At 45.9% G+C, this 17,191-nt stretch carries 12 protein-coding genes; 5 read left to right on the top strand and 7 right to left on the bottom strand.

Going from position 1 to position 17,191, the window contains the following annotated elements; all coding sequences use genetic code 11:
- Positions 1-564 precede the first annotated feature (564 nt).
- A complete protein-coding gene (locus tag FC82_RS06520; RefSeq protein WP_054760894.1) occupies positions 565-1,125 on the top strand; it encodes a MarR family winged helix-turn-helix transcriptional regulator in 561 nt (186 codons plus the stop codon).
- Positions 1,126-1,142: 17 nt separating this feature from the next.
- Here FC82_RS06520 and FC82_RS17330 read toward each other — a convergent pair whose 3' ends face one another.
- Positions 1,143-1,277 carry a hypothetical protein gene (locus FC82_RS17330; RefSeq protein ID WP_268873498.1) on the bottom strand — a complete coding sequence of 45 codons (135 nt, stop codon included), beginning with the start codon at positions 1,275-1,277 and terminating at the stop codon, positions 1,143-1,145.
- Positions 1,278-1,441: 164 nt separating this feature from the next.
- On the opposite strand from FC82_RS17330, the gene FC82_RS06525 reads away from it, so the two are divergent.
- Genes FC82_RS06525 through FC82_RS06535 form a run of 3 tightly spaced genes read left to right on the top strand, consistent with a single transcriptional unit; the run spans position 1,442 to position 6,035 of the window.
- Positions 1,442-3,178: an ABC transporter ATP-binding protein gene (locus FC82_RS06525; RefSeq protein ID WP_054760895.1), complete on the top strand. Its 1,737-nt coding sequence runs from the start codon at positions 1,442-1,444 to the stop codon at positions 3,176-3,178.
- Positions 3,178-5,064 carry an ABC transporter ATP-binding protein gene (locus FC82_RS06530; RefSeq protein ID WP_056996545.1) on the top strand — a complete coding sequence of 629 codons (1,887 nt, stop codon included), beginning with the start codon at positions 3,178-3,180 and terminating at the stop codon, positions 5,062-5,064. Before FC82_RS06525 ends, FC82_RS06530 begins: the two co-directional genes overlap by 1 nt.
- Before the next feature lie 11 nt (positions 5,065-5,075).
- The gene (locus FC82_RS06535; protein ID WP_054760897.1) at positions 5,076-6,035 is read left to right on the top strand and encodes a hypothetical protein; all 960 of its coding nucleotides are present in this window, start codon (positions 5,076-5,078) and stop codon (positions 6,033-6,035) included.
- A 214-nt stretch (positions 6,036-6,249) separates the two neighbouring features.
- Here FC82_RS06535 and FC82_RS06540 read toward each other — a convergent pair whose 3' ends face one another.
- Positions 6,250-7,611, bottom strand: a complete 1,362-nt coding sequence (locus FC82_RS06540; RefSeq protein WP_056996546.1) for an NCS2 family permease — start codon at positions 7,609-7,611, stop codon at positions 6,250-6,252.
- Positions 7,612-8,414: 803 nt separating this feature from the next.
- On the bottom strand, positions 8,415-9,788 hold the full coding sequence (locus FC82_RS06545; RefSeq protein WP_056996547.1) for a DHA2 family efflux MFS transporter permease subunit: 1,374 nt from the start codon (positions 9,786-9,788) through the stop codon (positions 8,415-8,417).
- A 112-nt stretch (positions 9,789-9,900) separates the two neighbouring features.
- Between FC82_RS06545 and FC82_RS06550 the strand changes: the two genes are divergently transcribed.
- Positions 9,901-10,443, top strand: coding sequence for a TetR/AcrR family transcriptional regulator (locus FC82_RS06550; RefSeq protein ID WP_056996548.1), 543 nt, complete (start codon positions 9,901-9,903; stop codon positions 10,441-10,443).
- A 249-nt stretch (positions 10,444-10,692) separates the two neighbouring features.
- On the opposite strand, the gene FC82_RS06555 is transcribed toward FC82_RS06550, so the two are convergent.
- The 4 genes from FC82_RS06555 to FC82_RS06570 all read right to left on the bottom strand — a co-directional run bounded on the left by FC82_RS06555 (position 10,693) and on the right by FC82_RS06570 (position 17,191).
- Positions 10,693-11,166, bottom strand: a complete 474-nt coding sequence (locus FC82_RS06555) for a nucleoside deaminase (protein WP_054760903.1) — start codon at positions 11,164-11,166, stop codon at positions 10,693-10,695.
- Positions 11,163-12,530, bottom strand: a complete 1,368-nt coding sequence (locus FC82_RS06560) for a uracil-xanthine permease family protein (RefSeq protein ID WP_056996549.1) — start codon at positions 12,528-12,530, stop codon at positions 11,163-11,165. The genes FC82_RS06555 and FC82_RS06560 overlap by 4 nt, the downstream gene beginning before the upstream one ends.
- A 396-nt stretch (positions 12,531-12,926) precedes the next feature.
- Positions 12,927-14,495, bottom strand: coding sequence for a GGDEF domain-containing protein (locus FC82_RS06565; protein WP_162260929.1), 1,569 nt, complete (start codon positions 14,493-14,495; stop codon positions 12,927-12,929).
- 845 nt (positions 14,496-15,340) lie between these two features.
- Positions 15,341-17,191 (bottom strand): GGDEF domain-containing protein, encoded by a 1,851-nt coding sequence (locus FC82_RS06570; RefSeq protein ID WP_056996551.1) that lies wholly within the window; start codon positions 17,189-17,191, stop codon positions 15,341-15,343.

The raw sequence follows: 17,191 nt of genomic DNA on the forward strand, positions 1-17,191 counted from the left end.
TAGACCAATTATAAGAATAGGCCATTAGTGTTGCACTTAACTTGACAATTGAGGGACTTTACGAATTCGGTAAAGCAGACTAATTTAAACACCGTCTCTTAAGCAATAAAACAAGTACAGGCAAACTTAATCGCACAAATTAGTATATTAGGCCACTGAAATTTCCAAAAATTTCAGTGGCCTTTTTCTGTTCATAGTAAAAAGCATCGCTAGCGATTGGCGAAAAAGCAATCGAGGGCGGATTCTTCGCAAATCGTCCTTAACTGCCTGTCGATGCTTAACCAACGATTGAATCTGGCACATAGTAAGTGCCAAATTAAGGTGTGCAACAGCAGCATAACTCAACCGCCTCTGCCTTTAAACCAATCTCAAAATAATCGCCTTAATCCCAAAGTAAGTGACCAGTTTTCGACCATTTCATTCATTGACTTATCGCTCGGTAAATCTTTTTTCACAAATTAGTTAGGATGTGTTGACATGTCCTAACTATAAGACTATATTAAGAACCGTTTGTTAGGATGCTACAGTTTATCCTAACTATTATGTAAAGAAGGAGGACCCACCATGTCTGCTGAATCCAGCAAGCTTTTCGGCTTGTTTGCGCACCTGTTTCACGAGACCAGACACATTACGGGAGATATCAAAAAAAACGATTTTCACAGTCATCACCATCCCAATCCTGGGCAAATGCGGCTGGTCTTTCTGCTAGCTAAGAAAGGACAACTGACCAATTCAGAAATTGTCACCGAGCTCAACATCAAACCGAGTTCGGCCAGCGGACTTGTGAACCGGCTCGTTGAGGGCGGCCTTGTCCAGCGGCAAGCATCACCCAGTGACAAACGGGTCATGCTCATCTCGCTGACGGATCGCGGCCAGCGGTTTATCGATTCCGCACACCTATTACGAGACAAAATGTCCGAACTGGTCTTTGTGTCGTTAACAGACGAAGAACAAGCACAACTATTCCAGCTGCTGACGAAGTTATCAACCAGCATCGAAGCTAACATGCCGGAATGGCAAAAGTCGACTGTACTGCACGACTTCTTCGACAACCATGAGGAATTCCGCGAGGATCTCGACCACTTCGGATTCTTCCAGACGCATGGGTTGCCGCCGCAGCAATAAAAAAAGCAGTCCCCCGACTACTTTTCTTGCTTGTAGGTTACGTGATACGATTCGATACCATTTGATTCAAAGGCCGTTTCCAAGATCGCTGCGATTTGATTCATATCGATTGTTTTTGGCAGTTGAATGACAATGTGATTATTCTCAGTCATTTGATCACCCCGTTTAGATTACCTTTATTATACGAACATACATTCGGTAATTCAATCTTTTTTCCGCAAGTTTTCGTAAGCAGAACAGTTTATCTATTCTGCTTCAAAATCGGTCACCGGTCTCATATTTTGTTACTTAGTCATTATTTGAAAGGAGCGTCAAGATGCTCAAAATTGCCAAGGGACGGATCTCCTACGCTGCCGTACTGGGTGCGGTGCTGTTCATGATCGTCCAGGTATTTGCCAACCTTAACCTTCCTAACTTAACTTCCGACATTGTCAACAACGGGGTTGCTAAGGGGGATATTAGCTACATCTGGAAAATCGGCGTGCAAATGGTCGGTTATTCCCTGCTCAGTATCGCAGCGGCCATCTGCAACGTCTATTTAGCCGCCCGAACCTCACAGAAATTAGGCCAGAATTTACGGACTGATATCTATAGTAAGGTGATTCATTTTACCAACGATGAGTACGACCAAATTGAAACGTCATCCCTCATCACCCGGACCACGAACGACGTCGTTCAGATTCAAAACGTGGCCATGATGATGTTGCGTATGATGATCATGGCGCCAATTATGCTGATTGGGGCAAGTTTTCTCGCGTACTCTAAAGATCACCAACTGACGATGATCTTCCTGGTCTCCATTCCATTACTGGTTATTTTTATGGGAATCATGCTGAAGTTTGCGGTACCGCTGTTCCAAGCGATGCAAACCAAGACCGACCGTATCAACCGGGTCTTTCGTGAAGGGTTAACAGGGGTTCGGGTCATCCGGGCCTTCCGTCAAGACCAATTCGAACAAGACCGGTTTGAAGACGCCAACGTCGACTACACCCGCAACGCCATCAATGTGAACACCATCATGGCGTTTGCCCTGCCCGTCATGACCTTGATTATGAGCGGAACCAACATTGCCATTATCTGGTTTGGCGCTAAACTCATTGGCGGCCAAGCCATGCAAGTCGGGAACCTGATTGCGTTCATGACTTACGCTACTCAGATTCTGATGAGCTTCATGATGCTTTCCATGGTGTTCATCTTCATCCCACGGGCTCAAGCATCCGCCAAGCGGATCCAGGCCGTGTTCAACTTGAAGTCCACCATGACCGTGCCGGACACACCTGCCGAACTCGACACCACTGCCAACCAGCATTCCCTGGCCTTCAACCACGTCACCTACCGTTACCGCAACGCTGAACAGCCGGCTCTGACCGACATCGACTTCAGCGCGACTAGCGGTCAAACAGTTGCCATCATTGGTGGGACTGGCTCCGGGAAGACCTCATTGATCAACCTGATTCCGCGGTTCTACGATGTGGAATCCGGTGACATTAAGATCGACGGTACCGATATCAGCACTCTGGATACGACAAAACTCCGGAATGCCGTTTCACTAGTACCGCAAAAGGCCACCCTATTTACTGGGAGCCTCAGAGAAAACATGCAGTATGGGAAACCTGACGCCACCGACGACGAAATCTGGCATGCACTGGATATCGCTCGGGCACGGGACTTCGTTGAAGAAGATCCTGACGGCCTGGATATGTACGTTGAACAAGGCGGCGGCAACTTCTCCGGTGGTCAACGGCAACGGTTAGCCATTGCGCGGGCCCTGGTCAAGCAGTCTTCCGTTTACGTGTTTGATGACTCCTTCTCCGCACTGGACTTCAAGACTGATGCTGATTTACGGGCTGCACTGCGTCAAGACGCCCACATTCAACAATCGATCACCGTTATCGTCGCCCAACGGATCGCCACGGTTGCCGATGCTGATCTGATCCTCGTTTTGGATAACGGGAAACTGGTCGGTAAAGGAACCCATGATGAACTCCGAAAGACGAACAAAGTTTACCAAGAAATTATTCATTCACAACTGAGAGAGGAGGATGACAAATAATGGCTGAAAAGGATACTCCAAGACCACAACAGCAACGCGGCCCCATGGGCGGTCACGGCCCTGGTGGCCATGCCGGCCTCGTCGAAAAGCCGAAGAACTTTTGGCGCACCACACGCCGGTTAATGAGCTACATGTCTGACCGGCTCGTTGGGCTGTGCTTCGTGTTGGCGTTTGCCATCATCAGTGTCATCTTCCAGATTCGGACACCGAAGATTCTCGGTCAAGCAACAACGGAGATCTTCAAGGGTGTCATGAAGGGCCAGTCGGAACAAAAAGCCGGCTTCTCCATCGCGGGTCTGCCGATCAACTATGATAAAATCGTCCACATCATCATTATCGTTGGCCTGATGTACCTTGCTTCAGCTGTGTTCAGCTTCCTGCAACAGTACATCATGACCCGAATCTCACAACAAACCGTTTATAAACTGCGGAAATTCATGAAACAAAAGATGCGTGTCGTGCCAATCAAATACTACGACACCCACAGCAACGGGGATATCATGAGTCGGGCCGTCAACGATATGGATAACATTGCCAGCACCCTGCAACAGTCCCTCACCCAGGCCGTAACCAGTACCGTGACCTTCATCGGGACCCTGTGGATGATGCTGACCATCAGTTGGAAACTGACGCTGATTGCGCTGGTAACCATTCCACTGAGTTTGATCATCGTTGGGATCGTCGCACCGCGGTCACAGAAGTTCTTCGCTGCCCAGCAAAAGTCCCTTGGGTTACTCAACAACCAAGTGGAAGAAAACTACGCTGGCCAACAGGTCCTCAAGAGTTTCAATAAGGAAGACAACACCATTGAAACTTTCGAAGTCCAAAACAAAAACTACTACCAAGCTGCTTGGAAAGCCCAATTCATTTCCGGTATTATCATGCCGCTGATGATTTTTCTGAACAACATCGGCTACGTCTTCGTTGCCGTTATCGGTGGAATCGGCGTTTCAAACGGGTCCATTACCCTGGGGAACGTGCAGGCCTTTCTGCAGTATACCAACCAGTTCTCTCAACCAATTTCACAATTGGCTAACTTGATGAACACGATTCAATCCACCATCGCTTCTGCCGAACGTGTCTTTGAAGTCATGGACGAAGAAGAAATGAAGGACACCAAGGCCAACCGCAAAGTTGAAGACACCAACAACCTCATCGAACTCGAACACGTTCAGTTCGGTTACGAAGATGACCTGCTGATGACCGACTACAACTTAACGGTCAAGCCAGGTCAGCAAGTCGCCATCGTCGGCCCAACCGGTGCCGGAAAGACGACCATCATCAACCTGCTGGAACGTTTCTACGATGTTCAGGGCGGGGCCATCCGCTTAAATGGCACCGATACTCGTGATCTTGACCGTGAATCCCTGCGTTCCCACTTTGCCATGGTGCTCCAAGACACCTGGCTGTTTACCGGGTCGATCTACGACAACATTAAGTACGGTCGTGAAGACGCCTCGAAAGACACCATCATGGCTGCCGCGAAGGCCGCCCACGTTGACGAATTCGTCCGCAAGCTGCCTGACGGGTACGATACCGTTTTAAACGAAGAAGCCTCGAACATTTCACAGGGGCATCGGCAACTCGTCACCATTGCGCGAGCCTTTGTCGCCGACCCCGAGATTCTCATCCTGGATGAAGCCACCAGTTCCGTCGATACGCGGACCGAAGTTCAGATTCAGCACGCCATGAGCGAACTGTTGAAGAACCGGACCAGCTTCGTCGTTGCCCACCGGCTGTCCACCATCCAAAACGCGGACAACATCATCGTGATGAACCACGGGGCCGTTGTCGAAACCGGGACCCACAACGAACTGTTGGCCCAAAACGGCTTTTACGCAACTCTGTACAACTCACAATTCTCTGACAACGTGTCATTCGACTAAGGAGGCGCAACATGACAAACAAAGTTGGTGTTTTACTCTCAGCTGTCCTGCTGGGCCTCGCGCTCGCCGGTTGCGGCAAGGCATCCGTTTCCGTGGATGACCACACCGTTGCCCCAAGCGGTATGGCCGCCGTCATCAAGGGTAAAACCAATCAAGCAACGGTACGTTACACCATCAATGGTGGCAGCACAGAAACACAAAAATCGCAAAACGAAGGCTACTCACTGACCATTCCAGCCAAGCCTTACAAACAAACGGTCAAAGTCAGTGTTAAGGGTGGTAATTCTGAAACGGTAACGGTCGCCAAGCGCAAAGCTTTGATGACCTATACCAAGTTCCAGTCCACCTACAATCAAACGCTGTCCGCCGCCGCACTATCAAAGTCTGATCAGGCCACAGCAATGAAACTGCAAGCATCCGCAACCGCCTTGAAGAAACAGTCGGCCGCCATTCAAAAACAGGTCGCTGCTGCTAAGGCCAAGGTTGCCAAGGGTGACACTTCAGCTGCGACCACGCTCCAGACTTTAGCCACGAAGGCCGCCGCTTTGAAGACCCAGGCTGCGAAACTCAAGCAGACTCAGGCCAGCCTAGCACCCGCCTTGAAGCAAGCCAAAGCCAGTGTAAAAGATGACCTCTTACCAACAACTGTTAAGAATGGCATTCACACCATTAAGTCCACCAGTGACTACAAGATTCGGACAAACGTCGACAACGGCAAGCTTGTAGGTGCAACGCTCATCGTGCCAACGTCAGCATTGAAAAACAACAAGCAGGCAAAGAAATTTGCAACGACGTTCTCTATTCTGGCCAACGGTGTCGGTGCTAATGCAAAACACGTGTTGAAGACCTTCTCGAAGAAGGCCAAGGACGAAAAATCTAGTCAAACCACTACTGAGACTATTCGTTCAAAAGGCGTGAAGTTTAGTTTAGGGTATTCGACCTCGACTTTATATATTTACGTAACAAAATAGAGAGTGGGACAAACGGCAATTTTGCTCCCAAAATATAAGCGCTACTGGTCAAAATCCAAATTGGGTTTTCAACCAGGAGCGCTTATATTTTGTGGTAGGCAAAACCACCGTTTGTCCCACTCTTTTATTTCGATGATGCCAGAGAGATGAATTCAAAACACGCTTTCATAGTTATCGCGTGGAAACGAATTTCAGAATACAAGACTGGCCGTTTCTAAGCAGTCGTCCCCTTTGGCACGATATTAAGAACATACATTAGCAGAATGAAGACAAAGAAGAGAATCCACATCACATAGTTTATTTCTTTGCGACGCCCTGCCACAGTCATCATAATTGGATAAGTCAGGAAGCCAAATGCGATCCCGTATGAGATGTTGTAGGTTAACGGCATCCCAACAACGACCAAGAAAGCAGGCAAGGCAATTTCGAACTTGTCCCAATGAATATCCTTCAAAGCAGAAACCATGAGCACACCAACAATAATCAAAGCTGGTGCTGTCACTTGATCGGTGACAACGGTCAGTAATGGTGAGAACAGCATACTGAAGATGAACAGAACACCTGCCGTCAAAGCAGTCAAGCCTGTCCGTCCACCAACGGCAATCCCAGCTGAAGATTCAACGTAAGCAGCAGTTGGCGTGGTACCCATGACGGAACCGGCTAACATTGATAAGGAATCAGACATTAACGCGCGCCCAATCCGCGGCATCTTGTTATCCTTCATAATCCCAGCTTGTTGCGCTAACCCAACCAAAGTACCAGCAGTATCGAAGAAAGCAACGAGTAAGAAAATTAAAACAACCGCCCACATCTGGGGGTCAGCAAGTGATGGCAAGTTCTTAATACCAACACCAAAAGTTGGTTTAAGACTTGGTGCCATTGAAAGAAAACTAGTAGGTGCTTTAATCAGGCCAGTCACAAGTCCTAAAATAGTTGAAGCAACTAAACCAATGAAAATGGCACCAGGGACTTTTCGTGACATTAAAATGCCAATAACAAAAATCCCAAAAATTGTTAACCAAGTGGTCGGTACGGTAAGGGAACCGATCGCAACCAATGATGATTTGCTGGCAACAACTAAGCCGCCTTCTTGCAACCCAACAAAGGCAATGAATAACCCAATACCAGCTGCCATTGCCAATTTAAGATCCTTTGGAATGGCATCAATCACAATTTCACGAACTTTCAAGAATGAAAGAATCGTAAAGAGGACAGCCGCAACGAAAACGCCGGCCATCGCTTTTTCCCACGGAATTCCCATACTAAGGACAACGGAATAAGTAAAGAACGCGTTGTCCCCTAATCCTGGCGCAATCGCAATCGGATAATTTGCGAGAAACGCCATTAATAAACAACCAATAATTGCTGAAAGCGCGGTAGCCGTAAACACGGCACCTTTGTTCATCCCGGCAGCGCCTAAAACGCTTGGGTTAACGAATAAAATGTAAGCCATTGAAAAGAAAGTAGTTAATCCAGCTAGTATTTCCCGTCTAACAGTTGTGTTTTGTTCGGTAAGATGAAACGTGCGGTCCAAGAAACCGCCTTGAATTGTGTTGCCATTACCTGAATTTTGCATCACAGTAGATTCCCTTCCTCTTTTTAAGTACACCTGTATTATTCCATACGTTTTAAAATAATTCAAGGTCATTATTCGTATTTAGCCGTATTTGTTTTGTGAAGTACTGGATAATCTAATTAATAGATAAGCAGAAACGAACATTACATTAGAGCCATTTTTAATAAAAAGTAAGCACTTACATCAAAAATCAGTGAAACTTTTTTAGCTATTAAAGGCAACGCAACCTCTGAACTGAACTTGAAGGTGGCACAGCACAATCGTGTCGATTCTTTGATAAAGGTACAGATGAAACAATACGGATCAGTGATAAAAAAAGCGTGCTGGGGTAAATTAGACAAGTATGCTAAGAACGAACGAATAGAATGGCCAATCAGAATGGCAAAGTATAACAGAAACGGTTTTTGCGCCAAGATTATAAGGCACCCCAGACAAAAGCCGGAATGGTTTTTGGTCTGAGGTGCCTTACATAGTCGTGAACAATCGTTTTTCCAGGTTTAGGTTAGATATTAACTTAGCATTTTAGTACTATGTTCGGGATGAAAAAGACTTTTGTCGCAGCCGCGTCCCTAACCATTTACGTCTTAATCATGCAGCCATAACTGCATTCATAAACAAGCAAAACATGCCCCCATCAGATTAAGACCGTCTCTTTACGAGAAAAGATCTTTTACCGCCCCGATTGAGACGGTATTTCTGACAAATGATGTCTTAGTTTGTGACATCAACGAGCACGTTGCAGGTACAATTTTCGGCAATGACAAAAGAATCTCGTCTTCTAAGCGTTTTGTGGATTTTACATGCTACTTCACACGTTTCTTAGAAAAAAGTTGAACCAGCGCAATAGCCACTAACCCGGCAGCCAGCACACTCAACCCAATAAAGGCCAGATCGACACCCTTGATAGTGGCTTGACCGCCGGCAAAATGCGTCAGAACGTCAGTCATGCCAACCATGCAAAAAGCACCCGAAAAGGTTCTAAAGGAACTAATCAGTGCCGAGCCATGGGTCGTCAGCGACTGATCAATGACAGACAACCCCCAAGATACAAGGGGCATCATCATCATTGCGACCGCCAGCATCCGGAACATGTACGCAATCAAAATGTACCAAATGCTGGTCGTGTTATTTACAAACCCAAGACTCAGCGAGCTTAGCAACAGGGCGATACTGCCGACTACCAGCACCGGCTTGATGCCAAAGCGGTCAAATAAACGCCCAGCAATTGGGCTGAAGGCCATCATAATAACGGATCCCGGTAAAGTAATTAATCCAGATGTCGTAGCAGAGTACCCACGTAATGTTTGCAAGTAGATTGGCAAAATCAACGAGCCTGCCATCATCACCGCGTATAGGAGCATACTGCCGATCAGAGCAATCACAAAACTGCGATTAGCAAATGGCTTGAAGTTCAGCAACGGATTTTTAATTCTGAGCTGCCGCCGAGCAAACAAAATGAGCGCAAAGACAGCAACAAGTGCTGTGATTATCGCAATCGAACGCGTGCTTGCTGTGTTTAAATTATCAAGGGCCAGTGTTAACCCGCCAAACCCAACCACTGAAAGCAGCACTGATTTAGAATCTAATTCAGCCTTGACGCCTTCGCTAATATTGCGCGCACTGAAGAGGGTCCAAATTAAAGTTAGTACACTCAATCCAAACACGCCGAAAAAGATGACCCGATAGCCAAAACTATCTGATATATACCCGGCTAGTGTTGGTGCAAAAATGGGAACTCCCCCAACGGCCAGCCCGTAGATTCCCATGTATAGGCCCCTCTTATCTGCCGGAAAAATTTGCATCACTGCCACTTGTGTCAAGGAGACAAAAATTCCGCTGCTGAGCGCTTGCAAAACACGTCCAATTAACATAACTGGCAGGTTAGTGGCAATGCCCGATGCCAAAAGGCCAACGCTGAATATACTCAGCGCACTAATAATTAATTTTCTAGTGGAAAAGCGTTTTATAAGAAACGGCGTGATGGGAATCATGATACCCATCGCTAACGTGAAGATACTAGTAAGCCACTGTCCTGAGCTGGCGGTAATGTGCAGTGACACCATAATTGCTGGTAAGACAGTTGTCATTGAGGTTTGCATTAATGAACTTACCACACAGCCTGCTAACAAAATATAAAACAGTGTGAGTGACGCACGTCTAGATAATTCTTTAGACATTTAAGTATGATCTCCTTTTAATTGAACATTTGTTGTGTTTATAATAAAAGAGAAGCAAGGGTAACTCAACCAACATTATTAATACAAACGTTCAATTAATGAGGTGACCAACGTGAATACCAAGAATAATCAAAGGTTTCGACAGACTGACCAAAAAATTCAAGCGGCGTACCTTCAGCTAGTGAGTGAAAATCCTGACAAACGGGTGAAAGTCATTGATTTGTGTGCCCTTACCCACATCAATCGGGCGACTTTTTACGCGCATTTCTATGCCGTTGAAGACGTTGCAAAAGCGCTTCAAACAGAAATGATGGCTAAATTGGTGGCTATTCTGGATCAGAAAACGGCTTCGGATCTCGCTGTTGGTCCGGTGCTAACCAGCTTTTTTGAGTTGGTCAAGGAAAACAAGACGTTTTTCTATCATTATTTCATCCGAATAAACGCACCAGGTGATTTAAACGTCCTGCAAAATTCAAAAATCAACCTGCGTGTTCGTGCCGTTGAAGCCCATCAAGAAGATGCGGAAACTTTTCAGTACCATCTTGATTTCTTCAATGGCGGCATCACGGCGGTGACCAAGCGCTGGTTAAAAAATGACTGCAAAACGCCGATCCCCGACGTTGTAACTTTAATAACAAACAACATTAAGCTTTAACGCATCGTGTGATTGTATCGCTAGTCTCCCAATAAGGTCACACACTAATGACTCCCGATTGGCAGCATTATTGATTCACGCAGCCCAATACTAACCGCGAACGAATCGGTGCTCAACCAAGACTGATAGGCGGCAATTGAGATGGTTGCATGGTCATTTACTGCTCTATTTATTACAACCAAAAAGCACCCAAGTTTTCGCCTAAATCGAAAACTTGGGTGCTTTTTAAGATTTCTGGATGATAAAAGGTTAATAAATTACTTTTTCACTCTCGTCTTTAAACGCATTAAATGCGGGCAATGTTTCTTCGCGATCAAAACTGATCATTTTCAATACGTCTTCGTGCTCACTTTGGTTCTGGATGAACTGATAAATGTAATCATCACGAAAGCCGATACTGGCAGCATTCTTTGCAGTGTTACCATAATAGACCGTTTTAATATTCGACCAAATGATAGCGCCCAGACACATCGGACACGGATAACAAGAGGTGTACAACGTATACCCGCTTAAATCAAAGGTGCCCAATTTTTTGGTAGCTTTTCGAATGGCCGTTATTTCCGCGTGGGCGGTCGGATCATTGTCCTTTAGCACTTGATTATGCGCACTGACTAAGACTTGACTTTCCTTTGCGATCACACAGCCAAAGGGACCGCCATCCTTTGTTTCTAAATTCTGGTCAGCCTCAAAAGCAGCTAACCGCATCATTGATAGCTCTGTCATGCAATCGCCTTCCTTGTCTTTGGCATTAGTTGATTCAGTAAGATTGCAGCAATCGCCGAAATGGCAATCGGCGATCCAAGCAGATACTGAACAAATTGGGGTGTCTCGTCAATTAGTTTTGTCGGCATTAACACGGTTGCCATCGTTAAAATAATCGGGATACCAAGAATGTATAGGTTGCGTTCTTCAAATGATTGTCGGCTCACGACCCGAAGGCCATTGATCATAATCGTTACACAAACGACTGCGAACACACCGCCAATGACGGCGTCTGGAATTGCTGACAATAAGGCAGCAATCTTACCGACAAAGCTAAAACCAATAAACCACACGCCAGCGGCAATAAATGCCCGCTTACTGGCAATCCCCGTAATGGAGATAATCCCTGCATTAGTTGAATAACCCGTGACCGGTGTGGCCCCAGCAAGCGATGCAATCACACACGAGATACCTTCGCCGATCACCCCACGATTCAAGCGCTCATTTGTGAGCTCGGTGTGGGTGACAGTGCTGACAGCAAACCAAGTCCCGGTCGTTTCGGTCATGAGCACCATATAAATAATCAGCATTGTTAAAATCGCAAACGGGTCAAACCGCAAGCCATAACTGGTTACTGAAAATTTGGGGAGACTAAACCAAGGCGATGCAGCAACTGTTTTCAGTGAAATTGCGCCAGTCGCTGCAGCAACGCCAGTCCCTATTAACAGAGAAATCAGAATTGAGCCTAGTTTAAACACCCTGCCTAATTTAACAAATCGTAGGCCAAGCCAGACACAAATTAAAAGCACTAACGCCGAAACACTGCCCAACATTACGTTGGTATTTAAATTACCGGAAGCTTCAAAAATATCATCGTTTACGGCAGATGGAATCAGTGACAGACCAACATTAGTAATAATGGTGCCGCCAACGATTGCAGGCACAAATTTATGAATCAAGTTGGGTAAAACATGGGTGATTCCAAGCAAGATAACCGCAATCGCGCCAATTAATAATGAACCAAAAACGGTCGCCATTCCATTTTTAGGCCCAGCCGTAGCATAAATTCCAGCAATCGCGCCAAGCGGAACAAAGGATGCGCCCTGAGTCACTGGCATCTTCATGAAGACACCCGTTTGAAGAATGGTCCCAATGCCAGCGGCTAAAAACGTTGCTTGAACGATTCCCATTTTGTCGCCAAAATTGAGACCAAGCATTGTTGCGATTAAAATCGGTACCACATAGACGTCCATTGCAAGTAGATGTTGCAGCCCAAGAACCGCCGCTTGAAAAATCGGCAGTTCATCATCGGGCTTTGAGATTAGTAATGACGGTTTACTAGGTGACGCCTTCTTCACATCACCCTTGGTAATCGTATCTGCCATACTAACGCCCCCTCTTATTAAATTGGACAAGCCTGCCACCTGCTTGCATCAATTGCCTGTAACAACTGATCTTATTTATAGCCACCGATTTAGACGTTAGACTGATCATCCTACTTTCTTTTAATTAGAATTGTTTGCTCGTGTTATATATTATGACATTTAGATTAATAAATCAAACTTTTTTCTAATTATTTTTTAATTTAGGTTTCTTTTTATCGTTCATCGAGCCATTATTGTGATATTTTATAACATCAATCTATAAAAAAGAGCGTCAAAAACCACCGCTGGTCTTTGACGCTCTTTTTCAACTGTATTCAGAACACAACGGTGTCCCGAAGTGCGAAATACGTTGGTACTAGCACCAGCGTATGAAAAGAACTTCTAGTTTCATCCGTGCTAACCCATCAACGGCAGCTCAGGTGCCTGATAATAATCGCCAGCTAATAGGTGAATTTTTGCCTGCATCTGTGCCCACTCAACTTCTGCTTTGTCCTGAACACCGCCGATAATGATTGGAATCGCCCACTCGACTGCCTGCTTATGCCACTGTTTAATAGTCAACAAAGCCTTAGCTTGGACCATTTCATCGTCCGTATCTGGCAGTGAGTATTTCAAGCCGTCAAACGGCCGTACTTGGTTAAGCGCTGTCGCCACTTCGCTGTCGTAATGCGTGACGTCCAGCATAATTTCAATACCACCTAAATGATAGGCGTGTGCAGCTCGTTGCAATGCCTGCTTTTTCGGCAGCCGAGCGAGCACCAGCGTCAACGTTTCTGGGCCATCAGGTGATCGCATGAAGGTCGTTAGTTTGGCAATCACTTCCGGATTCAAGAATTTCTTGCATGAGATCGGCAGCTGAATTCGCTGAAGTGCCAGGCTAACAACGGCTTCTCGTGCGAGTTGAATCAGGCGGTCAATACTTAAATCAGACAGCGGAGATGGTGTCCAGGTGGCGGTCTTCCGTTGATATTGGTACAACGTCAGCTCATTGCGAACTCGTGTTGGATTCTGGGTCTCATCGTCATACACGCCTTGAGCAAAAAACGCGTACGTGTCGGCTGTATCAGCGCGTTGGTTAACCTGTTGCGTTTGACCGTCCACGGTGATGGCGTCACGGCCATTGCGTTTGGAAATATACAAACTGTCATCCGCTCGCTTAAAGACGTTTTCAATGGAAGTATCGGTCTCGCGCAGTTGCGCGACCCCCAAAGAAATCGACACATGAATGGTTTGTTCATCGTAAGGACACGACTGATGCCGTACTTGATTCCAACACTTCGTCACGATTGGCAGCGCCTGATGCAAATCCGTGTTTGGCATCACAATGGTGAATTCTTCGCCGCCCGTCCGGTAGACCTGGTATTGCTCGCCGTAACTGCGCAGCGTTTTTCTCAATGTGGTTGCGACATGGATCAATACTTTGTTACCCGCCAAATGCCCGTATTGGTCATTTACAATTTTAAAATGATCAACATCTAACGCGACCATCGTCAGCGGCGACCCGCTCGTTTTGGCAGTCGCAAAAATTTCTGTAACATCTTTCTGGTACAGCGAATAGCTCTTCGCATTGGTCAGAGAATCATAGTTGGCAACTTTAGCAATGTGCAACGACCGGTTGCGACTATCGCGAATGATGTTCCAAAAGATGCAGACTCCCGTTGACATCACAAGGTACATCAGCATGCCTTGAATAATAACGTGAACCCTAGTTGATTGTACCAAAAAGGCGCTGCTTGGCAGTGTGAGCCAAAACAGTCCGGCAAAAATAAGACTCATTATCAGATTCACTGGCAGGTGATAACGCACCCTCGTGTTGAGGCGATACATCACCACTAACCAAGCCACAACAAGCATTAATGCGAGTGGCCGAATCTGACCATCAAACGGCATGTGATGGGCGATCCACACAGCCAGCAGTCCCACAGCGCGAATCAGATATTCCCACATTGCGATATTTTCATCCATTAGCGGAAAGATAAAGACAAACAAGGACATGCTGTAAAACATAAGCGAATATATAGCAGCATATAACCCTAGAAAAAACAAAGCTGTCCCCATCGCGAGAATAACCGCCATGAGGCCGATACGCCACAACTGTCTGCTTATATGCGTCCCACGCTTGGTATCAAAAGCGTGCCGCGACATATTGATATACACAGTTAAAAAGCCAAACATGAAAAACGCAGCCACTGCCAATTCAATGGCCCAAATCCAGTATGGCAGCAAACTGAATGCTAAACTGATCGGTCACACCCCCCAGCGTTACCCGTACGTAATAAAAACTAATACGTATTATAGCACCAAAAATAGGCCATTTTTTTATGTTACATAAATATTCCAATTTACCGTAATGTTACTATTTTTATAATGTGTAAGATTAACATTCATTGCGGGTAAAGGCTGGCATATTAGGGATAACGGGGTTAATTTGTCAGATAAAAAAACGAGTCCTACTAAATCATAAATTCTGATGTTGCGTTGCTAGAATGCGTAACCTTGAGCTGGTTTTGGCGAGGAAACGTCCCCTGTCAAAAGAGAATAGGACAAAAGTCGGATTTACCCCCAGAATATAAGCGACCCACGCTGAAAATCTCGAATGGATTTTGAGCGTGGGCCGCTTATATGACCGGACAATGGTCGTTTATCGCACGTCGAGGCTAAATAAACAGGCTGGAGCCTCTGGGTAATGGGTGCGTACGCTTTATTGCCGGTTGGTATCTTTGTTTTTTCCATAATTACGATATGACTATAACATCAACAGCTTTTATACCGGACGGCTTGTCGTTGCGTTTCATCTTGAATAAAGAAACTCAGCCAATCATTGGCAGAGCCGGTGCCCCATAAAAATCACCGGATAGCTGATGAATCTTTACTTGCGTTTGTGCCCATTCAACCTCACTGCGAGTTGTAATGCCGCTGATAATGATTGGAATGGCCCAATCCATAGCCTGAGTATGCCACTTTTGTGCTTCCAGAAGCGCTCTGGCTCGAATACCGAGGTCATCACTGGACGGCAACGTATATTTCAACCCATCAAACGGGTGCGTCTTGTCCAAGGTTTTATACATTTCTGCATCGCATTTTGTGACATCTAAAACAACGTCAATGCCGGCTAACCGATACGAATGGACGGCATTCTGTAACGGTGCGCTTGCTGACAGTCTCATTAGAACAACCGTCAACGTTTCGGGACCATCTGCTGATCGCATAAAAGCAGTCAGTCGTTTGCTCACTTCCGGGTTAAAGAAGTCCTGGCTGGACATCGGTAATTGAACACGTTGCAGCACCAAATTAACGGTTGCCTCTTTAAGAAGTCGAAATAATCGGTCAATACTGAGATTTTTAAGTTCATTTTGTTGGATAGGGCGCCACTTGTTTGTCTTTCGATCGTGATAATGCAGGGTCAGTTCATTGCGAATCCGAGCCTCACCATCCGTAGTATCATCATAAATACCCTGCACAAAAAAAGCGTAATCATCACTGACAGTAACTGTCTCTTGCTTGACCTGCAATGATTTGCCATTGACTGTAATCGTATCACGGCCGTTTTGCTTCGAAATGTAAAGACTGTCATCAGCCCGTTTATAGACATTTTCAATGGAAGCATCCGTTTCTATCGCCTGTGAAACGCCAAGTGAGATCGTTATTTTAACAGCTTGATCATCATAGTGGCAGACTTGTTGCCTGACTTTTTCCCAGCATCGTCTGACAACTGGTACCGCTTGCTTCAAATCCGTATTCGGCAACCCAATCATAAATTCTTCGCCGCCGGTTCGGTACAACTGATATTCATCTCCATAGTACTTCAGACAGTCCTGTAAGGTCGCAACCACTAGGATCAACACCTGATTTCCCAAAAGATGGCCATACTGGTCGTTAACGACCTTAAAGTGATCCACATCTAATTCGACCATTGTAAGCGGTTTTTGCGTCCGACGATATGTAGCGAACATTTCCGCTGATTCTTTATGATACAGTGAGTAGCTTTTAGCATGGGTAAGGGTGTCATAATTTGCAATTTTTGTAATTTGTTGAGTCTTCTTACGGCTAGCAGACATGCCATTCCACCCATAGAAGACACCGGTGGCAATGATCATGTACAGCAGGATACCCTGAATCTCAATCGTCAGTTGCGAATCGCCTGATCTAAAAGCACTTCCAGGCAAGGTTAGCCAAAACAAACCCGCGTAGACCACATTCATCAGCACATTGATCAATAAATGATGCCGTACATGCGAACGCACGATATATACGGCAACCACCCAAACCAATAATGCCAAAAAACCAACGGACTGGAGCATGGCAATTACCGGTAAATGATGGATAACCCCGACCATAATAATGCCTAACGCACGAAAGACATATTCAATAAAGGAAATACCCTCGTCCGTGATTGGAAAGACGAACACAAAGACGGCCAGACTATAAAACATAAGCGAGTACGTCAACGAATACAGCCCCAGCACATTCAGCGCTATGCCTGTACAATACGTCATCGGGATCAATCCCATCCGCCATAATCTTTGATGCGACCCTATCTCATCGAAGGCGTGTCGGGTCATGTTGAGGTAGACCGTTAGATACCCAAACATAAAAAAAGCCGTGACGACCAGTTCAATCGCCCAAAGCCAATATGGCACCGCATTAATCTCTGGATTCAT

This window comes from Secundilactobacillus collinoides DSM 20515 = JCM 1123 (assembly GCF_001435975.1).
Taxonomy (GTDB): domain Bacteria; phylum Bacillota; class Bacilli; order Lactobacillales; family Lactobacillaceae; genus Secundilactobacillus; species Secundilactobacillus collinoides.